Annotated in this window: 22 protein-coding genes and 1 tRNA gene; 18 read left to right on the top strand and 5 right to left on the bottom strand. The window is 41.5% G+C overall.

All coding sequences use genetic code 11. From position 1 onward, the window contains the following. Nucleotides 1-5 precede the first annotated feature (5 nt). From ACNSN2_RS01420 to murA, 4 genes are read left to right on the top strand one after another with little or no spacing between them, the layout of a single operon-like run. Entirely contained in the window at nt 6-686 is a 681-nt protein-coding gene (locus tag ACNSN2_RS01420) for an MlaC/ttg2D family ABC transporter substrate-binding protein (protein ID WP_418608271.1), read from the top strand. After that, nucleotides 679-972 carry an STAS domain-containing protein gene (locus tag ACNSN2_RS01425; RefSeq protein ID WP_138609029.1) on the top strand — a complete coding sequence of 98 codons (294 nt, stop codon included), beginning with the start codon at nt 679-681 and terminating at the stop codon, nt 970-972. Before ACNSN2_RS01420 ends, ACNSN2_RS01425 begins: the two co-directional genes overlap by 8 nt. A gap of 5 nt (nt 973-977) precedes the next feature. Beyond that, on the top strand, nt 978-1,235 hold the full coding sequence (locus ACNSN2_RS01430) for a BolA family protein (protein ID WP_007378312.1): 258 nt from the start codon (nt 978-980) through the stop codon (nt 1,233-1,235). 14 nt (nt 1,236-1,249) lie between these two features. Continuing rightward, nucleotides 1,250-2,509 carry a UDP-N-acetylglucosamine 1-carboxyvinyltransferase gene (murA, locus tag ACNSN2_RS01435; protein WP_075170490.1) on the top strand — a complete coding sequence of 420 codons (1,260 nt, stop codon included), beginning with the start codon at nt 1,250-1,252 and terminating at the stop codon, nt 2,507-2,509. 90 nt (nt 2,510-2,599) lie between these two features. Here the strand turns inward: murA and ACNSN2_RS01440 are convergent, their stop codons facing one another. From ACNSN2_RS01440 to ACNSN2_RS01450, 3 genes are all read right to left on the bottom strand, one after another. Then, nucleotides 2,600-3,682 (bottom strand): trypsin-like peptidase domain-containing protein, encoded by a 1,083-nt coding sequence (locus ACNSN2_RS01440; RefSeq protein WP_075170489.1) that lies wholly within the window; start codon nt 3,680-3,682, stop codon nt 2,600-2,602. An 87-nt stretch (nt 3,683-3,769) separates the two neighbouring features. Further along, nucleotides 3,770-5,122, bottom strand: coding sequence for a Do family serine endopeptidase (locus ACNSN2_RS01445; protein ID WP_054202364.1), 1,353 nt, complete (start codon nt 5,120-5,122; stop codon nt 3,770-3,772). A gap of 131 nt (nt 5,123-5,253) precedes the next feature. Continuing rightward, nucleotides 5,254-5,688 carry a YhcB family protein gene (locus tag ACNSN2_RS01450; RefSeq protein ID WP_418608276.1) on the bottom strand — a complete coding sequence of 145 codons (435 nt, stop codon included), beginning with the start codon at nt 5,686-5,688 and terminating at the stop codon, nt 5,254-5,256. Nucleotides 5,689-5,809: 121 nt separating this feature from the next. On the opposite strand from ACNSN2_RS01450, the gene zapE reads away from it, so the two are divergent. Further along, nucleotides 5,810-6,898: a cell division protein ZapE gene (gene zapE, locus ACNSN2_RS01455; protein WP_054202362.1), complete on the top strand. Its 1,089-nt coding sequence runs from the start codon at nt 5,810-5,812 to the stop codon at nt 6,896-6,898. 170 nt (nt 6,899-7,068) lie between these two features. Here the strand turns inward: zapE and gorA are convergent, their stop codons facing one another. Then, on the bottom strand, nt 7,069-8,430 hold the full coding sequence (gene gorA / locus ACNSN2_RS01460; protein WP_418608278.1) for a glutathione-disulfide reductase: 1,362 nt from the start codon (nt 8,428-8,430) through the stop codon (nt 7,069-7,071). Between the two features lie 250 nt (nt 8,431-8,680). Here gorA and prlC point away from each other — a divergent pair, with 250 nt between their 5' ends. From prlC to ACNSN2_RS01525, 13 genes are all read left to right on the top strand, one after another. Then, nucleotides 8,681-10,732: an oligopeptidase A gene (gene prlC / locus ACNSN2_RS01465; RefSeq protein WP_010390585.1), complete on the top strand. Its 2,052-nt coding sequence runs from the start codon at nt 8,681-8,683 to the stop codon at nt 10,730-10,732. A 162-nt stretch (nt 10,733-10,894) separates the two neighbouring features. Continuing rightward, nucleotides 10,895-12,073: a response regulator gene (locus tag ACNSN2_RS01470; protein ID WP_055013345.1), complete on the top strand. Its 1,179-nt coding sequence runs from the start codon at nt 10,895-10,897 to the stop codon at nt 12,071-12,073. A 65-nt stretch (nt 12,074-12,138) separates the two neighbouring features. Continuing rightward, nucleotides 12,139-12,894 carry a class I SAM-dependent methyltransferase gene (locus tag ACNSN2_RS01475; RefSeq protein WP_008467222.1) on the top strand — a complete coding sequence of 252 codons (756 nt, stop codon included), beginning with the start codon at nt 12,139-12,141 and terminating at the stop codon, nt 12,892-12,894. A 336-nt stretch (nt 12,895-13,230) separates the two neighbouring features. Continuing rightward, on the top strand, nt 13,231-13,956 hold the full coding sequence (trmJ, locus tag ACNSN2_RS01480; protein WP_109875408.1) for a tRNA (cytosine(32)/uridine(32)-2'-O)-methyltransferase TrmJ: 726 nt from the start codon (nt 13,231-13,233) through the stop codon (nt 13,954-13,956). A gap of 202 nt (nt 13,957-14,158) precedes the next feature. After that, nucleotides 14,159-14,650, top strand: coding sequence for a Fe-S cluster assembly transcriptional regulator IscR (iscR, locus tag ACNSN2_RS01485; RefSeq protein WP_008113921.1), 492 nt, complete (start codon nt 14,159-14,161; stop codon nt 14,648-14,650). 24 nt (nt 14,651-14,674) lie between these two features. After that, complete coding sequence (locus ACNSN2_RS01490) at nt 14,675-15,892, top strand: IscS subfamily cysteine desulfurase (protein WP_008113922.1); 1,218 nt, start codon at nt 14,675-14,677, stop codon at nt 15,890-15,892. A 40-nt stretch (nt 15,893-15,932) separates the two neighbouring features. Continuing rightward, entirely contained in the window at nt 15,933-16,316 is a 384-nt protein-coding gene (gene iscU, locus ACNSN2_RS01495) for a Fe-S cluster assembly scaffold IscU (protein ID WP_054202356.1), read from the top strand. Nucleotides 16,317-16,325: 9 nt separating this feature from the next. Beyond that, nucleotides 16,326-16,649 carry an iron-sulfur cluster assembly protein IscA gene (iscA, locus tag ACNSN2_RS01500; RefSeq protein WP_008113924.1) on the top strand — a complete coding sequence of 108 codons (324 nt, stop codon included), beginning with the start codon at nt 16,326-16,328 and terminating at the stop codon, nt 16,647-16,649. 86 nt (nt 16,650-16,735) lie between these two features. Further along, on the top strand, nt 16,736-17,263 hold the full coding sequence (gene hscB / locus ACNSN2_RS01505) for a co-chaperone HscB (RefSeq protein WP_109875407.1): 528 nt from the start codon (nt 16,736-16,738) through the stop codon (nt 17,261-17,263). Between the two features lie 42 nt (nt 17,264-17,305). Next, nucleotides 17,306-19,168, top strand: a complete 1,863-nt coding sequence (gene hscA / locus ACNSN2_RS01510) for a Fe-S protein assembly chaperone HscA (protein ID WP_418608284.1) — start codon at nt 17,306-17,308, stop codon at nt 19,166-19,168. Between the two features lie 11 nt (nt 19,169-19,179). Beyond that, complete coding sequence (gene fdx, locus ACNSN2_RS01515) at nt 19,180-19,518, top strand: ISC system 2Fe-2S type ferredoxin (protein WP_008113929.1); 339 nt, start codon at nt 19,180-19,182, stop codon at nt 19,516-19,518. A 240-nt stretch (nt 19,519-19,758) separates the two neighbouring features. Further along, nucleotides 19,759-21,186, top strand: coding sequence for an NAD-dependent succinate-semialdehyde dehydrogenase (locus ACNSN2_RS01520; protein ID WP_418608286.1), 1,428 nt, complete (start codon nt 19,759-19,761; stop codon nt 21,184-21,186). Nucleotides 21,187-21,658: 472 nt separating this feature from the next. Then, a complete protein-coding gene (locus ACNSN2_RS01525) occupies nt 21,659-23,200 on the top strand; it encodes a methyl-accepting chemotaxis protein (protein WP_418608288.1) in 1,542 nt (513 codons plus the stop codon). Between the two features lie 331 nt (nt 23,201-23,531). On the opposite strand, the gene ACNSN2_RS01530 is transcribed toward ACNSN2_RS01525, so the two are convergent. Then, nucleotides 23,532-23,607, bottom strand: a tRNA-His gene (locus ACNSN2_RS01530). Nucleotides 23,608-23,627 lie beyond the last annotated feature (20 nt).

The following is a 23,627-nucleotide window of genomic DNA, read 5'->3' on the forward strand; positions in this document are numbered from 1 at the left end:
TTATTATGTTGAAAACATTTTTAGTAAGTATTGCGCTGGTAAGTTTAATGCTATTACAAAGCGTGCAAGCAGCAGAAGTAAAATTAACTGATCCTAATAAAATGGTACGTCAAGTTGCTGACAATACCTTTGCACGAATTACCCAAGATCAACCATTAATAGTAAAAGATAAAGAACATTTACGTGTTATTGTTGAAGAAGAGTTAATGCCGTACATCGACTACAAATATGCAGCACTAAGAGTGTTAGGTAGCGAAGTGTCTAAGGTACGCGCAATTACCGACAAGTCAGAAAAAGCAAAAGCAATTGAAGATATTCAGCGTTTTATTGGTGCGTTTAGAGAGTATTTAGTTGCCACCTATGCCGGTGTATTTACCCAATACACTAATCAACAAGTTGAATTTGCTGCCGAGCAACCGTTTAAAGGTAAAGACGTGGTGGTGGTAAAAACCAAAATTGTTGAAGCGGGTAAACCTGATATAAAAATTGATTTTAAAGTACGTGAAGACCGAAGCGGTGAGTGGCGCGCTTACGACATGATTGCTGAAGGTATTAGTTTACTTGATGCAAAACAAAGTGAACTTCAGGGTATTTTACGCCAACAAGGTATTGACCATGTTAGCGGCCTATTAGAGCAAAAAAGTAAGCTACCGGTTCAGTTTAGAGGCAGCGATACAAATGAGTAAATTGGCAATCAGCCAAGTTGATGAGCAGCATTTACGAGTTACTGGTGAATTAACTCATAACTCAATTGGCAATGAACGGCTTCTGAACACTAAGCGAGAAACTAAGCATAAAACCCTTTATTTTGACCTAACTGAGGTCACAAGGGTTGACACAGCCGGCTTAGCTTGGTTAATTCACTCTTTTACAGAATTTAAGCAGCAAGGTATTCGCCTTGAATTGCAAAACCCACCTGAACAACTGCAAAACCTTATGCAGTTGGGTCAGGTTACAACCCTATTTGAGTGAGAGTTATGGAAACGAGTCAAGTCGAAACATTATTACGCGACGAACTTCAGTTAGCTGAAGTACATGTAAAAGCCAATGGTAGTCATTATGAAGTAATTGCGGTTGGTGAATGCTTTGACGGATTAAGTCGTGTTAAAAAGCAACAGTTAGTGTATGGCCCATTAATGAATACTATTTCAGATGGCACCATTCATGCTGTTTCTATCCGCGCTTTTACTCCGACTGAGTGGAAACGTGAGCAAAAATTCATTTTACCGCAATAAATAAGGCCCCTTAGATGGATCAATTTGTAATTCAAGGTGGCACTTCGCTGGCTGGTGAAGTAACTATTTCTGGCGCTAAAAATGCGGCACTGCCTATTTTATTTGCAGCCTTATTGCCCGAGGGCAAGAGTACCTTTACTAATGTACCGCGCCTTCGCGATATTATAACTACTGAAGCCTTATTAAAAACCTTAGGCGCTGATGTTCAGTGGCAAGGTGATTCACTTATTATTGATGGTGCAACGGTAAATAGTACGCTAGCGCCTTATGAGTTAGTAAAGCAAATGCGCGCATCAGTGCTCGCACTTGGGCCTTTAGTGGCTCGTTTTGGTGAGGCTCAAGTATCCTTACCTGGTGGCTGTGCTATTGGTGCACGCCCAGTTGATATTCATATTCAAGGTTTAGAGCGCATGGGCGCGCAAATAACTGTGGAAAATGGTTATATTAATGCCAAAGTAGATGGACGCTTAAAAGGCGCTGAAATTTTCATGGAAATAATCAGTGTCGGTGCTACCGAAAACTTACTCATGGCGGCAACGCTTGCAGATGGCAAAACTGTTTTAGAAAATGCAGCGCGCGAGCCCGAAATCATCGATTTAGCTAATTGCTTAATTGCAATGGGCGCTAAAATTACCGGTGCAGGCTCTAGCCGTATTGAGATTGAAGGGGTTGAGCGCCTATCAGGTTGTGAGCACCGCATATTACCGGATCGTATTGAAACCGGTACCTTCTTAGTTGCCGCCGCGATGGCCGGTGGCGAAGTACTATGTAAAATGACCGATTTTCATTCACTTGAGCCGGTAATTGAAAAGCTGCGTGCAACCAATGCGTTACTAGAAGTGCATGAGGATAGTATTTATCTTGATATGCGAGGCCGAGAGCTTAAAGCGGTTAATATTAAAACTATGCCGCACCCAGGATTTCCAACCGACATGCAAGCTCAATTTACCGCTTTAAATGTAGTGGCTAACGGCAGTGCGACCATTACCGAAACTATTTTTGAAAATCGGTTTATGCATGTGCCTGAGTTACAACGTATGGGCGCTAATATTCGCCTTGAAGGCAATACGGCTTTTTGTGGTGAGACACAAAGCTTATCGGGTGCGCAGGTTATGGCAACCGATTTACGAGCATCAGCGAGCCTTATTTTAACGGGGATTGTGGCCCAAGGTGAAACGGTTGTTGATCGTATTTATCATGTAGATAGAGGTTATCAGCGTATTGAAGATAAACTCAGTGCGTTAGGTGCTAACATCAAACGCAAAAGCAATTAGTTATATTAATACAATTATTATTCTAACGCATAAAAAACGCGATTATATATCGCGTTTTTTTATGCTGATGTCAAAGGGTAAACAAGCGCTTTATAGCTTGGTTTCGAGCTCGGCTACTTTCACCATTATTTTTTGTATTTTACCGTTACGGTATAGCTCAAACTCAATTTCTTTACCTGGCTCGGTACTGCCTATCTTTTTTAATACATTTTGTGGATTAGCCACTGAAAGCCCTGCAATTTTAATCACAATGTCTTGCTCTTCTATACCCGCCTGCCATGCAGGACCTAGAGGGTCGAGATTGGTAATACGCATGCCTGCGACAGGCGTTAAGCTATCATTGACCTCTTTGCCTGTACTATCTACTGCAGTGCCTTCAAAGCCCAAATAACCGCGTACAACTCGTCCATGACGAATAAGTTTCCCCATTACTTCTTTAGCAAGAGTGTAAGGTACGGCAAAAAATATTCCCTGAATGTTTAAGTTCTCACGGGTTTTAAATTGGGCTGAGGTGATCCCTACTAAATCGCCATTAGAATTTACCAGCGCTCCTCCCGAATTGCCCACATTAATAGCGGCATCCATTTGCAATAAGTTATTGTAAGGACTGTCGGTAATTTTTTGCTTACCAGTAGCGCTAATGATCCCCTGAGTAATTGTTTGCCCTAAATTTAATGGATTCCCGATTGCTAACACCAAATCGCCCACATTCGTGGTGTAGTTGTCATTAACAGGAATAACAGGGAGGTGGTTGGCATTTATTTTTAATAATGCTAAATCGGTAATGGTATCAAAGCCAATAAGTTGTACATCAAAAAAACGTCTCCCATCGGTAAGAATCACCAGTATTTGATCGGCATTATTGATCACATGGTAGTTTGTCAATATATAGCCATCGGGTGACATGATCACCCCAGATCCTAACTCTTGCACCGTATTTTGGCGCTTGTAGCGTGGCTCTTTAGAAATACTCTCTGAAAAAATAGTGACAACCGATGGTGCCGCGCGTTTAACCGCATCCGAAAAGCTTAAATGGCTTGTGGTCATTGCGCTTGGCAGGGGAACATTAGGTAGTAATGCAGTGCGCATGTTAGGGCTGAAAAAAACCACTAAAAAAGCAATGCCTAAACCGGCAAACAAAGGAGGAAGTACAAATTTTAGAAGTTTTAGCACGGTATTCTTATTGTTAGTGAGCAATCCCTTTATGATGGCACAAAAAAAATAACAGCGGCAAGTGCCGCTGTTACTTTTATTGTATTATTACTGAATTAATACAAAGATAGACTCGCGTCCACGTTTAACACCTAACACAATATTACCTTGAATATCGTCGATAATTTGGTTCATGTCGCGAATGCTTTCTACCCGTTGACGGTTTACTTGCACAATAACATCGCCTTCTTCGAGGCCAACCCGTGCTGATGGTGAACGAGGATCGACAGAGGTTACTTCAATACCTTTCATTTTGTTTTTCTTCACATTTTCAAGTGTTGCACCTTGGAATGCTGGGTGTAACTCTTCACCTGCCGCTGTAATTCCTGATGCGCCATCTAGGGTAACTTCGACGTTTTTAACTTTACCGTCACGATAAATTCCTAGCTGTACTTCACGGCCTTCACCTAAGGTGGCAATTTTACTTCGTAGTTCATGGAAGCCACTAATTTCACTGCCATTAATGCTAATAATCACATCGCCTGCTTTAATACCGGCTTTGCTGGCAGCTGTATCATCGAGTACCTGCATAACGTAAGCACCTTGTTTAACATCAAGCTGCTGTGCTTTGGCAAGGCCTGCATCAAGAGGGCGGCCTGAAATACCTAGCGAGCCACGGCGTACTTCACCATGCTCTACAATTTGATCAACAAGGTTTTTCATCATGTTTGATGGAATAGCAAAACCAATCCCCACATTACCACCCGATGCACCTAAAATAGCGGTATTAATACCAATCAACTCACCATTTAAATTAACTAAAGCGCCACCTGAGTTGCCTTGGTTAATCGCGGCATCGGTTTGAATGAAATCTTCATAGCCTTCAATATTTAAACCACTACGGCCTAATGCGCTAACAATACCTGAGGTAACCGTGTGGCTTAAACCAAAAGGGTTACCAATAGCTACAGCAAAATCACCGACACGTAAGTCATCTGAGTTAGCAAGTTTTACCGCGGTTAATTCATCTGCGTCTATTTGTAGTAGCGCAATATCAGACTCTTTATCGCTACCAATTTTTGTTGCATCATATTCGCGACCATCTTCGAGGGTAACCACCATTTTTTCGGCGTCTTGTACTACATGGTTGTTAGTAACCACATAACCCTTATCGGCATCAATAATAACTCCAGAGCCTAAACCACTAAACTGTCGCTTTTGGCTACGTGGCTGGGGGTTGCCAAAAAAGAAATCTAGTGGGTCACCACGTCGACGCACTTCTTTAGAGCCTGAAACCTGAATACTCACTACACCTGGCGTGATTTGCTCAAGCATAGGGGCAAGTGTTGGTAATTGTTGACCATTAACGGCAACCGGCAACTTAGCAAACGAGGCGGTTGGACTTAATAATAAGCTAGTAGATAAAATAGCAGCACTGATAAGTGATAATTTCATTTTCATAGTCAGGGTTTACTCCACTTAAAAAGCAAAAGGCTGCAATAAGCAGCCTCAAAAAAGTATCAAAGCTGTATACCTAGCTCACACTTGGCTAGGTATATTACTTAAAGACTATGGGGTCAAAAAAAAGTTCATCAAGATGCTTTAGAAGTATTCACATCACCAGCAAATAAACCTGACTTACCCGACACATAATCAGCTGGTTGGGCATCGGCGTTTGAGCGATCTGAGCTACGTTCTTTTAATGACGCTTGTAATTGCTCTGTGGTTTCTTTTGAGAAAAACGGCTCAGCAGGGGCTTTATTTCTGTCTTCAAGTAACAGTTGATTGGTTTCTTCAACATGACTTAATAACTGATCGTAGTTTTCTTTCATTTTGCTTACTAACTTACCAGTATTCGCTAAATGGTCGGCAACATCTTGGCGATACTGCTCAAGCGAATGCTTAGCTTGCTCTGCTTGTTGCTCTAATTCATCTTGTTTAAACTGTTTTTTAGTGACAAAGGCACCAACGAAAAATGCAGCAATAGCAACTACTATCACTAACCCTACCCATGTAAATGTACCCATAAATTCACCTCTATGCGAAAATAACTAAAAAATTAAAATGCTACTAAGTCTAATATACCCTGAGTATTGATGCGTGTTAATATGCTTTACAAATTAAACTGTGTTTTAACTGTAAATAGATATGACTCCTTGGCAAACATACCAGCAAGACCTTCAACGCGATGACTTTGTACATGACGCAGCACAAGAAAATGCAGTTCGTCATTTACAGCGTTTATACGACGATTTAACACAAGCAAAGCCACAATCTAAAGGTTTTTTTGCAAAGCTTTTTAATAAAGCAGAGCCAGCCCCTATTAAAGGTTTATACTTTTGGGGTGGCGTAGGCCGTGGTAAAACTTACCTTGTTGATACTTTTTACGAAGCTTTACCGGGTGATAGAAAAATGCGAGTGCATTTTCACCGCTTTATGCACCGAGTACACGATGAACTTAAAAAGTTAAATAACACTGCCAATCCTTTAGAAACAGTAGCAGATATTTTCAAAGCAGAGACTGACATTATCTGTTTTGATGAATTTTTTGTTCAAGACATTACCGACGCTATGTTGCTCGGTGGTTTAATGGAAGCATTATTCGCTCGCGGTATTGTACTGGTTGCCACGTCAAATATTATACCTGACGACTTATACCGCAATGGTTTACAGCGTGCCCGTTTTTTACCGGCTATTGCCTTAGTGAATAAGCATACTGAAATAGTTAATGTAGATTCAGGCGTTGATTACCGATTACGTACTCTTGAGCAAGCAGAAATTTTTCATAGCCCGCTTGATGAACAAGCCGATAAAAACCTATTCGAATATTTTGACAAGCTCTCGCCAGAAGTCGGTAAACTAGATACCCCAATAGAAATAGAAGGGCGGATGATCAACACTCGCAAAGTATCTGACTGCATCGTTATGTTTGAATTTAGCGAACTGTGTGAAACTGCCCGTAGCCAAGTTGATTACATGGAAATAAGCCGGTTATATAACACGGTGATTTTATCTAATGTAAAACAGCTAGGGCAAAATAATGATGACGCAGCAAGGCGCTTTATTGCGTTAGTAGATGAATTTTATGAGCGTAATGTAACGTTAATTATCTCTGCAGAAAAACCGATTACCGAGCTCTATACACAAGGCAATTTAAACTTTGAATTTAAACGCTGTATTAGTCGCTTACAAGAAATGCAATCGTTAGAGTATTTAGCCCGAGAGCATTTAGCTTAAAATACGAAGGTTAGCGGGCGACGGGCTGCGGGTCTCGAGCAAAACATCTAACTTCTAAATAAAAAAACCTTGCGATGTTAACCGCAAGGTTTTTTTATTTCTCGAACCTCGAACCTCGAACCTCGAACCTCGAACCTCGAACCTCGAACCTCGAACCTCGAACCTCGAGCTTATCTCATAGTAACAAACTCTTCCGACCCGGTTGGGTGTAGTGCGACAACCGCATCAAAATCGGCCTTAGTCGCGCCCATTTTCATGGCGACTGCAAAACCCTGAATCATTTCATCAACGGTAAAACCAATACCGTGTAAGCCCACAACTTTTTCATCATCGCCTGCACACACTAACATCATATTACAGGCTTGGCGGTGCTGAGTAATTGCGGTGTACATAGCCGCAAAGCTTGATTTATATACTTTTACATTTTCGCCGCCGTACTGAGAAATCGCTTCTTGCTCAGTTAAACCAATTGTGCCGACAGGTGGGTGGCTAAATACTACGGTTGGTACTAGGCTGTAGTCCATTTTCAAATCGTTCGGCAATTCTTTATTAAATAAACGCTCCGATAGAGTACGACCCGCTTTAACAGCAACCGGTGTAAGCTCAATACCATTTTCGATAATATCACCCACAGCGTATACATTTTCAGCTGTGGTGTTTTGGTATTCATCTACTTTTACATAACCGCTTTCGTTTACTTCTACGCCTGCTGCAGCAAGGTTAATTTTATCGGTTGTTGGCGTGCGGCCTATAGCCCAAATAACCTGATCAACATTTTCGCTGTAACCATTCTCAAAATGAATCGTTAAGCTGCCATCAGCCTCTTTTACCACTTCTTTTGGTGAACACTCAGTGTGCAGAGTAGGGCCTTCTTTTGCCATAATATCAACCAGTGTGTCGATAATGTATGGGTCAAAAGTACGCAGTGGCTTGCTCTTACGAACAAATAAGTGAGTTTGTGTACCTAAGCTGTGTAAAACACCGGCAATTTCTACGGCAATATAACCGGCACCAACAACGGCAACACGTTTAGGTTGTTCGTTCAACTCAAAAAAGCCGTTTGAATCAATACCGTGTTCAGCACCTGGAATATTAGGAATAGTAGGGCGGCCACCAACGGCAACTAAAATGTGATCGGCAGTATAGTGCTCGCCATCTACTTCAACAGTTTTACTATCCACAAACTTTGCAAAGCCTTTGATCACAGTTACGCCATTTTTAGCTAAACCATTATCATAGCCTTTGTGAATACGGCTAATATAGGCTTCACGGCTTTCTACTAGTTTTGACCAATCAAAGCCTTTAACTTCAACATCAAATCCGTAATCAGGAGCATAAAGATTAATTGCTTCAGCAACTTGAGCGCCATGCCACATTACTTTTTTAGGAACACACCCTACGTTTACGCAGGTGCCACCCATGTGTTTAGCTTCAATTAATGCTACTTTTGCGCCACGCATTGCTGCACGGTTAGCTGATGCAATACCACCACTACCGCCACCAATTGCAATGTAATCAAAATGCTGAGCCATGTTTAATCCTCTAAATATTAATTTAACTTTTCTGTGCCGATGATAGCATATGCGATGAGCAAGTCACTTGTTCGGGGCTGCTAAAATCTATCAAACATCCTTCATCAAACGAAAGATATGCTATTTCAGATCAAGCTGCTAGGTGATCATTTAAAGATACACACTCGTTAACTAGTAAAACAGGTTTCCCCTTGTATTTACGTATTTTGCCCCAACTTCATTTTTATATTTGCATAAACTGAGAATGACTATGAGCAATGCACAAACAAATCCCCTTATTGGGCTTGAAGGACTTCCTCCTTTTTCAAAAATAAAGCCTGAGCATGTAGTACCGGCATTAAAAAAAGGTATTGAGCACTGTCGCAGTGCAATTGATGATGTATTAGCAAAGCAATCATACACCTGGAATGATTTAGTATTACCCCTTGAAGAAGCTGACGATAAACTATCGCGATTGTTTTCACCGGTATCGCATTTGAACTCGGTGATGAACAACGATGAACTTCGCGAAGCTTATGAGCAGTGTTTACCGCTTATTTCTGAATATTCTACTTTTGTTGGCCAACACCAAGGCTTATATGAGGCTTACAGCGCGCTTTATAATAGCGATGAATTTAAAACACTCACTACCGCTCAGCAAAAAACCGTTACCAACGCATTGCGTGACTTTAAGCTTTCAGGCATTGCACTAAATCCTGAGCAGCAAAAACGCTACGGTGAAATTAGTGCGCGTTTATCAGAGCTTGCTTCAAAATTTGGTAATAATGTGATGGATGCCACGCTTGCATGGCATAAGCATATTACCGATGAAAGCCAACTAGCGGGTTTACCAGAGTCAGCACTGGCATTAGCGGCCGATACAGCAAAAAGTAAAGACTTAGAAGGCTGGGTATTCACTCTCGATTTCCCTTCTTACTTACCTATAATGACTTACGCAGACGACCGTGAACTTCGCAAAGAAACATACACCGCGTTTTCTACTCGTGCATCCGATCAAGGTCCAAATGCAGGAGAGTTTGATAACTCGGCGATTATGAGTGAAGAGCTGGCACTGCGTCATGAGTTAGCACAATTACTTGGCTTTAATAATTACGCCGAAAAATCTTTAGCTACAAAAATGGCAGAATCACCTGCACAGGTATTTTCATTTTTAGAAGACTTAGCTGCTAAATCTAAGCCACAAGCAGAGCAAGAGCTTAAAGAGTTGCAACAATACGCAGAGCAACAGCACGGTATTAGTGAACTACAGGCATGGGACTTTGGTTATTACAGCGAAAAGCTAAAGCAAGAAAAATACGCGATTTCAGATGAAGTATTACGCCCATACTTCCCTGCCGATAAAGTGCTTAGTGGTTTGTTCGAAACCGTTAACCGCTTATTTGGTATTACAGTTAAAGAACAAAAAGACATCGATACGTATCATAAAGATGTGCGCTTTTTTGAAATTTACGATAGCAACAATACTTTACGTGGCCGTTTTTACTTAGATTTATACGCCCGTGACCACAAGCGTGGTGGTGCGTGGATGGATGACTGTATGGGTCGTAAAGTGCGTGCTAATGGTGAACTTCAAACACCAGTTGCTTACTTAGTGTGTAACTTTAATAAAGCGATTGGCGATAAGCCTGCTTTGTTTACCCATAATGAAGTAACCACACTGTTCCATGAGTTTGGTCACGGCATTCACCACATGTTAACTCAAGTAGATGCAGCGCCTGTTGCTGGTATTAATGGTGTGGCATGGGATGCCGTTGAATTGCCAAGTCAGTTTTTAGAAAACTGGTGTTACGAGGAAGAAGCCCTAAGCTTTATTTCAGGCCACTTCGAAACCGGTGAGCCATTACCAAAAGAGCTACTAGATAAACTATTGGCCGCTAAAAATTACAACTCAGGTATGCAAATGCTAAGACAACTTGAGTTCTCGTTATTCGATTTTAAAATTCACCATGACTACGTGGCAGACAAACCATGTAACATTCAAGCTGTACTTGATGATGTACGCAGTCGTACCTCAGTCATTAAGCCGCCAGCGTTTAACCGTTTTCAGCATGGCTTTAGTCATATTTTTGCGGGCGGTTATAGCGCGGGGTATTACTCGTATAAATGGGCTGAAGTACTTTCGGCAGACGCCTACTCTAAATTTGAAGAAGAGGGGATTTTTAATCCACAAACGGGTCAAGCGTTTATGCAGCATATTCTTGAAAAAGGCGGCAGCGAAGAGCCAATGGCATTGTTTAAAAACTTCCGTGGTCGTGAGCCAAGTGTAGATGCACTTTTACGCCACAGCGGAATCGCCGCTTAGGGTCTGTTGACCTTTGCGGATTAAAATATAATTACAAAAGCGCCCCAGAGGCGCTTTTTTATTGCCTAAAATACAGCGCTGTTAAAGAATATTTTGAATAAATTTTAGTAGTTTTAACATGGCGTACTATGCTTTTAACAAAGTACTAAAAGGGACTAACGCATGGCAAAGTTAATACTGGCAATTGATGACGATAAATTAATGCACCATATTATTGAAGAATCTTTAGCTGGGTTTTGCAAAGTGATCCACGCCAAAAATGGTGAAGATGGCATAAGACAAGCGATTAAATATAACCCCGATATTATTTTGCTTGATGTTGAAATGCCGGGCATGTCTGGTTATGAGGTTTGCCAAACTATTAAACAAAATAAAGCCACAACAGATATTCCGGTAATGTTTTTATCATCCAAAGTGGGGCAAGCTGAACGTATTAAAGGGTTTAGTGTTGGCGGGGCTGACTACATTTTGAAGCCTTTTAACGCACAGGAGTTGATGGCACGCATTAAAATTCTTTACCAGTATCGCAAGCAGTGTGCAACACTGCAGTATGATATAGCAAAGGCCAATAAAACAGCTGAAATGGCGATGATTGAGACCGGTGACATGGGGCGCATTATGCGTTTTGTTTGTCAAAGCTATCATGCCGATAATTTAGAATTATTAAGTGAATACTTTTTAGGGTTTTTTACTCCATTACACCTCAATGTAGTGGTTGTTTTTTGGCAAAATAACCAGGGAATGTTTTATAGCCAAGAAACAGGCGTATGCCCATTAGAGCAAGAGCTACTCATACAGCATAAAAATGCAGAACGCTTTGTTGATATTGGTCATAGTACTATTATTAATTACCCTAATATTTCACTATTAATTAAAAATATGCCTGTAGATACGCCATCACTTTATGGCCGCTATAAAGATTTATTTCCGCATATTTTAGAAGTAACTAACGAAAAAGTAGTGACTATACAGCAGCACCAATATCGACTAATGCGCGACAATGAGCTAACCCTTGCTTTTAAAGATATAGTTGCCCAGCTTAAAAATCAAAACGCCATGCAAACGAGTGCAATTAGCCAGCTTACAGAGCAGCTTGAGCAACTCCAATCGCTAATGCAAACACACAACGAGATATCAACTTCGCAATTTAATGAGCAAATAACTCAGCTTAGTCATACATCACAGCAGCTGGTTGCAACCACTAATGATTTAGCCTTTATTAAGCACCAACTAAAAACAACCACTCAACAGCGTGATGACTTAATTACTCAAACACAACTAAGTAAACAACAAACGCAGCCAGAACCTGAGAGTGAAAATAACGATATTGAGTTGTTTTAAACTAGAGATCGTATATTGGCTTTGTTTGGGTATAATAACGGTGAAATTTATCATCGGAGTGTGAAGTGGTTATACAGTGTGCGTTTAAAGAGTGTCGACCTTATTTAAATGAGTTAGAAGCACGCTTTGGGCTTGCTCAATGGGCAGAGCAAAGCAGTGGTTTTAGCTTGCATTACGATGATAAAGGACTAAGCCTGTATAAAACTGACGAGCCAAAATTAGGTGCTATTAACGTAGACTTTGTAACTGGTGCCGTTGCACATAGGCGTAAATTTGGTGGTGGTAAAGGGCAATCAATTGCCAAAGCAGTTGGTCTTAACAAGGGCGCAACGCCAGTGGTACTCGATGCCACAGCAGGCCTTGGGCGTGATGGTTTTGTGTTAGCCTCATTAGGCTGTAAAGTAATTTTACATGAGCGCCATCCCGTGGTTGCTGCACTGTTATATGATGGCTTACAACGTGCTTATAACGATAGTGAAATTGGCCCATGGATGCAGCAAAATATGAGCCTTATCTTTGGCTCAAGCCATACTTTACTTGCTCAATGTGACAGCATGCCCGATGTGGTTTACCTTGATCCAATGTTCCCGCACCGTGAAAAATCAGCGCTGGTTAAAAAAGAAATGCGGGTATTCCAAGAGTTAGTGGGTGGCGATACCGACGCCGATGATTTACTCGATTTTGCTTACCCTCTTGCCAGTAAGCGTGTAGTAGTGAAACGCCCCGATTATGCACCATTTTTAAATGATAAAACCCCGAGTATGCAAATCAAAACCAAGAAGAACCGCTTTGATGTGTATGTAAAAGCCGCGATGGTTTAGGTTAAAGACCAGTTTTTAGTCTTCAGCTGTCAGTTGTCAGCAAAAGATTAAGCCAAGTACGGTGTTTGGGTTAAACGTAGGCGGGGCTTTACGCCGCGCAGGTAGTTTGACATGTTGTGAAAGTGCGCGAGGTAAACTCTCACCTATAATATAAAAACTGGGCTTGCATAAGGCTCGGTGTTTTATTTTACTACCTGACCGCTGACCGCTGACCGCTGACCGCTGACCGCTGACCGCGAACTGATCTTTTAGATCTAGACTATTGAATATAGGATCTCAGCGCGTTTTCATGCTAGAATTTGCGCAATTTTTTTGTACTCGATAAGTAGCACTGTAATGATCTTAGATGATATCCGCATCGTTTTAGTAAACACATCACATTCTGGCAATATTGGTTCTGCGGCACGTGCCATGAAAACCATGGGATTATCAAAGTTATACCTTGTAGATCCTGCCTGTGAAATAGATAGTCATGCCAGCGCACTGGCTGCAGGTGCTACAGATGTACTTGGTAATGCTGTTGTTGTTGATACGGTTGCCGATGCCATTGCTGATTGTGCATTAACTATTGGTACTAGCGCCCGTTCGCGTACATTGTCGTGGCCTATGGTTGAGCCGCGTGAATGTGGTGAAAAGCTTGTTGGCGAAGCTGTAAATGGCCCTGTAGCACTTGTATTTGGTCGTGAAAACAGTGGCTTAACAAACGAAGAATTACAACTGTGTAATTACCATGTGTGTATTCCTGCTAACCCAGAATACAGCTCGCTAAATTTAGCGATGGCAGTACAAACCTTATGTTATGAAACGCGTATGGCATTTTTAAATCAACAGCCTAAAGCGGAACAACAAGAAGACGAAACCCTATATCCATCGTCTAAACAAACAGAGCTGTTTTACGAACACCTTGAAGAGACCTTGTTTAAAACAGGCTTCATCATTAAGCAGCACCCAGGCATGGTAATGACTAAGCTACGTCGCTTGTTTAATCGTGCTCGCCCTGAAGATGCTGAAATGAACATATTACGAGGTATTCTTACCTCAATTAATAAGTCTATAAAATAGCAATTAGTTATAAATAGCGCCCTTTATTACTCCACTAATACTTGACTAAATTACTCAGGTAATTACAATAGACCCAATACTTGACCAAAACAGTCGGGTATTACAAGTTTGTCGGTGGCCGTTTGAGGCTAGCCAATCAGGATAATACTTGACTAATCTACTCTGGTAATTAAAATTTGCACTCTTTTGTGCGGGGGGCGTTATGAAGTTAACATCAAAAGGCAGATATGCCGTTACAGCCATGCTGGATGTTGCACTACATGCAAATATAGGCCCTGTAGCGCTTGCAGATATTTCGCAGCGCCAAGAAATTTCTTTGTCTTATCTTGAGCAGTTATTTGCCCGTTTACGTAAAAATGGGCTAGTGAGTTCTGTTCGAGGTCCTGGTGGGGGCTATTTACTAGGACGTGAGGCCGATGTAATTTCAGTTGGCGATGTTATTAATGCGGTAGATGAATCTGTTGACGCTACTCGGTGTCAGCGAAGCAATACTGGTTGTCAAAGTGGTATGCGTTGTTTAACCCATACATTGTGGTCAGACTTAAGCGCACGAATTGAAGAATTTTTAAATAATATTACCTTAGCTGAATTGGTTGAAAAGTCGGACGTTAAAGCGGTCGCTCTTCGCCAAGAAAACAGCGTTAATGATGCAATTAAGCAGTTGGAAAATATTCAAGTAAGCTGTCAACTTTAAGGTTGACCTGCAGCGGAGAGAGAAATGAAGTTACCGATTTATTTAGATTACGCAGCAACTACGCCCGTTGACGAACGAGTTGCCAAAGAAATGATGCAGTGCCTGACTATGGACGGTAATTTTGGTAATCCAGCATCGCGTTCACACCGTTTTGGTTGGCAAGCTGAAGAAGTCGTTGACCAAGCACGTACTGACATTGCCGATTTAATTAATGCAGACCCACGTGAAATCGTATTCACATCGGGTGCAACAGAATCAAATAACCTTGCTATTAAAGGTGCGGCTCAGTTTTACAAGAAAAAAGGTAAGCATGTTATTACCGCTAAAACTGAACACAAAGCAGTTATCGACACATGTCGTGAGCTTGAGCGTCAAGGGTTTGAAGTAACTTATATGGACGTTGAAGAAAACGGCCTACTTGATCTGCAAAAATTAGCAGATACGATGCGTGACGACACTGTGCTTGTAAGCATCATGCATGTAAATAACGAGCTAGGTGTAATCCAAGACATCAACACTATTGGTGAAATGTGTCGCGAACGTAAAATTATGTTCCACGTAGATGCTGCACAAAGCGCGGGTAAAGTTTTAATCGATGTGCAACAAACCAAAGTAGATTTCATGTCATTCTCGGCGCACAAAGTATACGGCCCTAAAGGCGTAGGTGCTTTGTATGTTCGTCGTAAACCACGTGCACGTTTAGAAGCACAAATGCACGGTGGCGGCCATGAGCGTGGTATGCGTTCTGGTACATTAGCAACCCATCAGTTGGTAGGTATGGGCGCAGCATTTAGAATTGCAAAACAAGATTTTGAAAAAGATCACGCACACATCAGTGCGTTACGTAAACGCCTAATCGACGGCATTTTAACAGATATGGACGAAGTGTACTTTAACGGCACACAAGACCAATCAGTACCTGGTATTGTTAACATTAGCTTTAACTTTGTTGAAGGTGAGTCGTTACTAATGGCCGTTAAAGATATTGCGGTATCGTCAGGTTCAGCCTGTACATCTGCAAGTTTAGAGCCTTCTTACGTATTACGTGCATTAGGCCGCAACGACGAATTAGCGCATAGCTCGATTCGTTTTAGTATTGGCCGCTTTACCACCGAAGAAGAGATTGATTACACCGTTGAGCTAATGAAAAACTCGATTGGCCGTTTACGTGAAATGTCTCCTCTTTGGGAAATGCACCAAGAAGGTGTTGATTTAGATTCAGTTGAATGGGCGCACCACTAATTAGTGGAGCCCATACCTAGCAGGTAGTGAGGATAGAATTATGGCTTACAGTGATAAAGTAATCGACCACGTAGAAAACCCACGTAACGTAGGTGCTCTAGATAAAAACGATCCGTCAGTGGCAACGGGTATGGTAGGCGCACCAGCATGTGGTGACGTAATGAAACTGCAAATTAAAGTTTCAGCAGAAGGTGTGATTGAAGATGCAAAATTCAAAACGTACGGCTGTGGTAGTGCAATTGCTTCATCTTCACTGGTAACAGAGTGGGTTAAAGGCAAAACACTAGACGAAGCGTCTACTATCAAAAATACCGATATCAGCGCAGAGCTAGAATTACCACCAGTGAAAATTCACTGTTCAATTTTAGCAGAAGATGCAATTCAAGCAGCAATTGCAGATTACAAAAGCAAACATACAAACTAAGAGATATTCATGGCAGTGACATTGACAGATGCGGCAGCAAACCGCGTACAATCATTTTTAGCAAACCGTGGTAAAGGCATAGGCCTGCGAGTTGGCATTAAAACGACGGGCTGTTCAGGTCTTGCTTATGTATTAGAGTTTGTTGATGAGCTAAACGATGACGATGAAACATTTGCGGCCAAAGGCGTTACCTTAATTGTTGACGCTAAAAGCTTAGTTTATATCGACGGCACTGAGCTCGACTACACTAAAGAAGGCTTAAATGAAGGGTTTAAATTTAACAACCCTAATCAAGCTGATGAGTGTGGTTGTGGCGAAAGCTTTACCGTTTAAGCTCAAACTTGTTTTGGATACCTAAGCTACTTGGGTATAACTAAGCCCTGCCAATTAATGTAGGGCTTTGTCATTTGTGAGAAGTTATGCGTTATTTTGAGTTATTTGCAATTCCCGTTGACTACAATATTGATTTAGCAACGATTAACAAGCACTACTTAGAACTTCAACGTGCTGTTCACCCTGATCGCCATGCTAACGCTAGCAGTCGTGATAAATTAATGGCCGTACAAAGTACTGCCGAAATTAATGATGCACTGCAAACACTTAAGCATCCCGTTAAACGTGCAGAATATATGCTGAGCGAGCTAGGCGTAGATATTCGTGCTGAGCAGCAAACATTGCAAGATCCCATGTTTTTAATGCAGCAAATGGAGCTTCGCGAAGAACTTGAAGAGTTAGCGAGCGCAAGCGATCCTGATTCTGCTATTGATCATTTTGAAAAACAAATAAAGCAGCTTGATCAGCAATACAGTGCGCAATTGGCAGAGCAGTTAGCAAGTAACGATGCGCAGCAATATCAACAAGCAGCAGACAGTATCCGTAAGCTAAAGTTTGTTTATAAGTTACGTGACGAGCTTGAACGCATTGAAGATAGTTTATTTGACGATTAATTCACTTGCTGCAAAGCGAGCAACACGAGTTTAAAGAGCATTATGGCATTATTGCAAATTGCTGAGCCGGGGCAGAGCGCGGCACCACATGAACATAAACTAGCAATTGGTATTGATTTAGGTACCACAAACTCATTAGTGGCAACCGTACAAAGCGGCGAAGCTCGTACTATTACAGATGAGTCAGGCGAAGCAATGTTACCGTCTGTAGTGCGTTACCAAGCTGGTGGCATAACCGTAGGTGCAGACGCAATGCAAGCGGCTACACTCGATCCGGTTAATACACTTATTTCAGTTAAGCGCTTTTTAGGTAAAACCCAAGCCGAAATAGAACAAAGCTATGGCCAACTGCCTTATCAATTTTGCGATGATAACGGTGCACTTGCTATAGCAACTGAAGCCGGAAAAATCAGCCCAGTAAAAGCATCAAGTCATATTTTAGGTGCCTTAAAAGCACGTGCAGAACAAAGCTTTGGTAATCAAGATATTTTAGGCGCGGTTATCACCGTACCAGCCTATTTCGATGATGCACAGCGCCAAAGCACTAAAGATGCGGCTGAACTTGCCGGCATTAATGTACTGCGTTTATTAAACGAGCCAACCGCGGCTGCCGTTGCTTATGGCTTAGATTCAGGCCAAGAAGGCATAATTGCTGTTTATGACTTAGGTGGCGGAACATTTGATATTTCTATACTGCGCTTAAATAAAGGCGTGTTTGAAGTATTGGCCACTGGTGGCGATTCAAGCCTAGGCGGTGATGACTTTGACTCATTATTAGTTGACTACTTAAAACAAGAAACCGGCGTAACGGGCTTATCTCCTTCGGTATTACGTTTATTTATAAATAAAGCCAAAGCCTGTAAAGAAGCACTCAGCCAATACGAAAAAGTAAATGTTGGCCTTGAGTTTGACGATGAAAAATACATGGTTGAAGTAACGCGAGAGAAGTTTAACGAGCTGGCTATGCCACTGGTTAAAAAAACGCTCCGCTCATGTCGTCGTGCAGTAAAAGATGCCGGTATTGAAAACCAAGAAGTACTACAAGTGGTGATGGTTGGCGGTTCAACCCGCATGCCGTTGGTACGTACTCAAGTTGGCGAGTTTTTTGATAAACAACCACTCACTTCGATTGATCCTGATCGTGTTGTTGCACTGGGTGCAGCATTACAAGCTGACGTATTAATTGGTAACAAGCCAGATTCAGACATGTTATTGCTGGATGTGTTACCGTTGTCGCTAGGACTTGAGACCATGGGTGGTTTGGTTGAAAAAATCATTCCACGCAATACCACTATCCCAGTTGCACGTGCGCAAGAATTTACTACGTTTAAAGATGGTCAAACGGCTATGTCGTTGCATGTATTACAAGGTGAGCGTGAACTGGTTGACGATTGTCGATCGCTGGCAAAGTTCAGCTTAAAAGGTATTCCTCCTATGGCAGCGGGGGCGGCGCATATTCGCGTTACCTTTAAAGTAGACGCTGATGGTTTACTAAGCGTATCAGCCATGGAAAAATCAACCGGCGTTCAAGCTGAAATACAAGTAAAACCGTCGTTTGGTTTATCTGACGACCAGGTTGCTAATATGCTTAAAGAGTCGATGAGTAACGCTAAAGGCGACATGCAAGCGCGTATGCTTAAAGAGCAACAAGTTGAAGCGCTTCGAGTAATAGAAGCAATGGAAGCCTCTTTAGCTGCTGATGGCGATTTACTTGAGCCTGAGCAACTAGCGGCGCTAAAAGTGGAAATAAACGAACTTGCAAAAGTACGCGAGAGTGCACAAGATCCAAGCGAAATTAAAGCAGCCATTGAAAAAATGGACAATGCGAGTAGTGATTTTGCCGCGCTTAGAATGGATGCATCAATTAAAAAAGCCTTAACAGGCCAGTCAGTAGACAATATATAAGAGAGATTAGAATGCCACAAATTGTTTTTCTTCCCCATCCGGAGTTGTGTCCTGACGGTGCAGCAATAGAAGCGCCCGCTGGCGAAACGGTACTTGATATCGCGCTTAAAAATGGCATTAGCATTCCTCATGCCTGTGAAAAGTCATGTGCATGTACAACCTGTCACTTAGTGATCCGTGAAGGTTTTGATTCATTAGATGAAAGTGACGACCTAGAAGACGACATGCTAGATAAAGCATGGGGTTTAGAGCCTGAGTCACGTCTAGGTTGCCAAGCAATTATTAGAGATGAAGACTTAGTGGTTGAAATACCTAAGTACAATCTCAATATCGTTAATGAAGAACACTAGTTTTTAATTAACGACTATTATATTAAAAGCCGCTGTTTAACACCGCGGCTTTTTTGTTTGTATAAGTAGCAGCGGGTTTACCTCGCGTCTTTTTAAAGGTTACGAGCGACGGGCTTCGAGGCGCGAGTAAATTAAAAAACCTTGTAGCGTTAACCACAAGGCTTTTTAATATATCGAAGCCCGAAGCCCGAAGCCCGAAGCCCGAAGCTCGAGGCCCAAAACCCATTTCGGAGGTGTATTTTGAGTGATCTTATTTTTTCAGACTCGTTTATAAACGGTGAATTTTATAAAACCAGCACACGCTTTAGCGTTGATGATCCCGCCACCGAACAAAGTATTGTTGATGTAAGTGACATTGACGAGCAAGGTGTAAATATAGCTATTAATGCGGCAAAAGGCGCGTTTGTAAAATTAAAAGCAACCAATGCAACCGAGCGAAGTGAAACTCTGATGCGCTGGTATGAGTTGGTGATTAAACATAAACAAACGCTAGCTACACTTATGACCAAAGAGCAGGGTAAGCCGCTTAAAGAATCTCTCGGTGAAATAGATTATGGCGCCGGCTTTATTAAGTGGTTTGCTGAGCAAGCTAAGCGTAGCTATGGGGATGTGATCCCTGCAACCGACAATCAGCATCGCTTAACCAGTTATAAACAACCTATTGGCGTGGTTGCCGGTATAACACCATGGAACTTTCCTGTGGCTATGGTAACTCGAAAAGTAGCCCCTGCTTATGCTGCTGGCTGTAGTTTCATTTTAAAACCTTCTGAACATACACCACTATGTGCTATTGCTTTAGCGTATTTAGCTGATCAGGCTGGCTTTGTAAAAGGTGCATTTAATGTTTTGGTATCACAAAACGCTAAAGACGTTGGTAAAATGTTGACTGACTCAGAGGTGGTACGTAAGTTCACCTTTACTGGCTCTACCGGTGTAGGTAAGCAGTTACTATCACAGTGTGCACAGACAATTAAAAAAACATCAATGGAATTAGGTGGCAATGCGCCGTTCATTATTTTTGATAATGCCGATATTGATGACGCTATTGATGGCCTAATGGCGGCTAAATTTAGAAATAGTGGCCAAGCGTGTGTGGCGGCAAATCGTATCTTCATCCAGCGCAGTATATTAAATGAAGTGCTTGAAAAAATTACACCTAAAGTCGCTGCGCTCAACGTTGCAAACGGTTTTGATGAAAATGCCGATATAGGCCCGCTTATTTATCCCAAAGCAAAAGAGAAAGTGCAACAACTGATTAAAGACGCTCTCGATAAAGGCGCTACGCTAATTGGAGATAACAGTAATTTAGGTGGCAGCTTTCAAAACCCATTAATAGTTACTAATGTCACTACACAAATGGATATTTATCTCGAAGAAGTGTTTGGCCCTGTATTAACGGTGATCCCATTTGATGAAGAAAGCGAAGTCCTTGCACTTGCTAATGACGTCCCTTATGGATTAGCTGCGTATTTTTATAGCCAAAACATTAAACAAATCTATCGTATAAGCGAAGGGTTAGAGTTTGGCATGATAGGTGTAAATGAGGGGGTTATATCAAACCCTGTAGCACCGTTCGGTGGGGTAAAACAATCAGGTCTTGGAAGAGAGGGGGGTCACCAAGGTTTAGATGAATACCTAGAAGAAAAATACGTATGTATTAGAGTTTAACTCTATAAACTGTTCCGATGAGTTAACCGTTTAGCGTTTTAAGTTGCTTGAAATGGGTGTAAATGCTACCTTTTTAAAAAATGTTTAAGTAAACAAAAAGTAAAAAATTTCTATAAGTAGAAATACCCCCGTGTGTAAATGCCACCATTTTGGTGGCATTTTTTTGCCCTTTTTTAAGAAGAGGTTTTTGGATACTTCCTCCTTGTAGGTCTAAACTATTCTTAGTTAGATGCTATTCTGCTTATATCCTTTTTAAATGTAGGCTTTTATGAAAGAGTAATTCTTTTTAATTCGCGTGAATATTTGTAACTGCATGTTTTTAAATGTATATTTTTGGTGCGTGAATGAGTAGAATAAAGTTTCAGTAGTTTCAATATTATTAACATATAGTAAAAATGTATAATTGTGTTTTATACACTTATAAATTAACATTCCGCAAATTCATCCATTAAAAAATAATGAAGCACCCACTATGAGTAGAAGAAATCAAGCAACGGTAGACCAGGAAGTTTCGTTTGGCATTGACGAAGAGTTAGTTTCTACAACAGATTTACGAGGGGTTATCACCTATGCAAATGATAGCTTTTGTAAAGTTTCAGGGTATACCATTAATGAGTTAAAAGGGAAAAACCATAACATGGTTCGCCACCCAGACATGCCACCTGCGGCATTTGGTGATATGTGGTCTAATTTAAAAAGCGATACCGCATGGCGAGGAGCTGTAAAAAATAGATGTAAAGATGGGCGTTATTACTGGGTTGATGCATTTGTTACCCCTATTTACGAAAACGGTAAAAAAGTAGGTTATCAATCAGTCCGCCAACAACTCCTTCCAGAATATAAAAACCGCGCAGAAAAGCTTTACCAACGTTTAAACAACGGTCAATCAATTGTCCCTTTAAGTGAAAAATTAGCCGCATTTAAACTTCCTCTATTTATTGGCTGTGCAGCTTTAATTGCTTGGTTAACAAGTTATATGTTCTGGTTATGTTTACTGTTTGTTCCTCTGCCTTTTGTTATTTTTTATGAAGAGTTAATTCGTTCGCAAAGCAAAATCAAAAAAACCAAAGCAGGTCCAGATAGCGTATCTCGGCATATTTATTCTGGTAGCGACAGCCTCAGCTATAGTGATTTTCAGATTAAATTACTTGAGGGTAAAGTAACGACCATTGTTGGCCGTATTATTGATGGTACTTTAAGCCTGAGTAAAGGTGCTGACTCTCTTAAAACTTGTGCTGAAGCTGCGCAGGCCGGTGTTGAAAAAGAAGCGTCTGAATTACATCAAGTGTCGTCTGCCGTTGAGGAAATGGTGCATTCAATTGATGAAGTAGCAAAAAATACTTTAGTAACTAACCAACGAGTGCAACAAGCTCACCAAGACTGCGAAAGCGCAACGCAAGCGATGTCAGGCACCATGCGTGAAGTATCGTTACTCGCCAACGAGGTGGATAACTCGGCAAGTTCAGCGAGCGAGCTAGCAACAGAGGCTGAAAAAATTGGTGGCATAATGCAAGAGATACAAGGGATTGCCGATCAAACAAATTTACTTGCACTTAATGCGGCTATTGAGGCTGCGCGTGCCGGTGAACATGGCAGAGGATTCTCGGTTGTTGCTGATGAAGTGCGTGCGCTTTCAAGCAGAACGCATACCGCTACAGAGCAAATTCAAGTTTCTATATCTGAAATGCAGTCTACGTTACTCAACTGGTCAAAAACAATGGAAGCTGGAAAGAATGCGGCAGAGAGCTGTGTTAAAGAAACCCGCAATAGCCAAGATATCGTCTCAAAAGTATATGCTGCAATTACTGATATTTCTGATTTAGCAACGCAAATATCAACCGCTGCGGAAGAGCAAAGCATGGTATCGCAAGAAATTAGCCGTAATATTTCAAATATTAGTAGTGCGTCTTCAGAAAACTTAGCCCAAGCGCATAGTGTAGGTACAGAGTCTGATGCGATTGAAAAACACTCTAAAGCATTAGCGTCACTAGGTCTTTCTTTTAAAGTAGGTTAACAACTTAAGTAAGGGCAGCAAATACCCAAGTGTATGAGGCGCTGAGAATATAACATGTTCTCAGCGCGCCTAAAGCGTCAAATGCGGGCAGCGGGCTGTGTGGTGCGGGGAAAACCTGCTACTACTGGTATTATTTGTAATATTTATTTAGCAGTGACTTCATGTCGCATCAGGCTTTTATCAAAAGCACCAAATAACGATATAAATCAACGCTGGGGAAACCGGCGGCTACAGATAAGAGCGTATTTTTTTATTTTATGTTTGGCTTTATGAAAACTAGATATAACTAAAAAATTAACTTTGGAGATTACTGAGAGGACTTAGAAAATAGTGGGGCGATTGACGGGGCTCGAACCCGCGACAACCGGAATCACAATCCGGGGCTCTACCAACTGAGCTACAACCGCCACTACATACACCTTGTTTG

This window comes from Pseudoalteromonas sp. US3C1013, from assembly GCF_048401115.1.
Classification (GTDB): Bacteria; Pseudomonadota; Gammaproteobacteria; order Enterobacterales; family Alteromonadaceae; genus Pseudoalteromonas; species Pseudoalteromonas undina.

What these genes read in the sequence shown, in the direction of transcription:
- ACNSN2_RS01420 (WP_418608271.1), top strand. Translation starts at nt 6, where the DNA reads ATGTTGAAAACATTTTTAGTAAGTATTGCGCTGGTAAGTTTAATGCTA.
- ACNSN2_RS01425 (WP_138609029.1), top strand. Translation starts at nt 679, where the DNA reads ATGAGTAAATTGGCAATCAGCCAAGTTGATGAGCAGCATTTACGAGTT.
- ACNSN2_RS01430 (WP_007378312.1), top strand. Translation starts at nt 978, where the DNA reads ATGGAAACGAGTCAAGTCGAAACATTATTACGCGACGAACTTCAGTTA.
- murA (WP_075170490.1), top strand. Translation starts at nt 1,250, where the DNA reads ATGGATCAATTTGTAATTCAAGGTGGCACTTCGCTGGCTGGTGAAGTA.
- ACNSN2_RS01445 (WP_054202364.1), bottom strand. Translation starts at nt 5,122, where the DNA reads ATGAAAATGAAATTATCACTTATCAGTGCTGCTATTTTATCTACTAGC.
- ACNSN2_RS01450 (WP_418608276.1), bottom strand. Translation starts at nt 5,688, where the DNA reads ATGGGTACATTTACATGGGTAGGGTTAGTGATAGTAGTTGCTATTGCT.
- zapE (WP_054202362.1), top strand. Translation starts at nt 5,810, where the DNA reads ATGACTCCTTGGCAAACATACCAGCAAGACCTTCAACGCGATGACTTT.
- gorA (WP_418608278.1), bottom strand. Translation starts at nt 8,430, where the DNA reads ATGGCTCAGCATTTTGATTACATTGCAATTGGTGGCGGTAGTGGTGGT.
- prlC (WP_010390585.1), top strand. Translation starts at nt 8,681, where the DNA reads ATGAGCAATGCACAAACAAATCCCCTTATTGGGCTTGAAGGACTTCCT.
- ACNSN2_RS01470 (WP_055013345.1), top strand. Translation starts at nt 10,895, where the DNA reads ATGGCAAAGTTAATACTGGCAATTGATGACGATAAATTAATGCACCAT.
- trmJ (WP_109875408.1), top strand. Translation starts at nt 13,231, where the DNA reads ATGATCTTAGATGATATCCGCATCGTTTTAGTAAACACATCACATTCT.
- iscR (WP_008113921.1), top strand. Translation starts at nt 14,159, where the DNA reads ATGAAGTTAACATCAAAAGGCAGATATGCCGTTACAGCCATGCTGGAT.
- ACNSN2_RS01490 (WP_008113922.1), top strand. Translation starts at nt 14,675, where the DNA reads ATGAAGTTACCGATTTATTTAGATTACGCAGCAACTACGCCCGTTGAC.
- iscU (WP_054202356.1), top strand. Translation starts at nt 15,933, where the DNA reads ATGGCTTACAGTGATAAAGTAATCGACCACGTAGAAAACCCACGTAAC.
- iscA (WP_008113924.1), top strand. Translation starts at nt 16,326, where the DNA reads ATGGCAGTGACATTGACAGATGCGGCAGCAAACCGCGTACAATCATTT.
- hscB (WP_109875407.1), top strand. Translation starts at nt 16,736, where the DNA reads ATGCGTTATTTTGAGTTATTTGCAATTCCCGTTGACTACAATATTGAT.
- hscA (WP_418608284.1), top strand. Translation starts at nt 17,306, where the DNA reads ATGGCATTATTGCAAATTGCTGAGCCGGGGCAGAGCGCGGCACCACAT.
- fdx (WP_008113929.1), top strand. Translation starts at nt 19,180, where the DNA reads ATGCCACAAATTGTTTTTCTTCCCCATCCGGAGTTGTGTCCTGACGGT.
- ACNSN2_RS01525 (WP_418608288.1), top strand. Translation starts at nt 21,659, where the DNA reads ATGAGTAGAAGAAATCAAGCAACGGTAGACCAGGAAGTTTCGTTTGGC.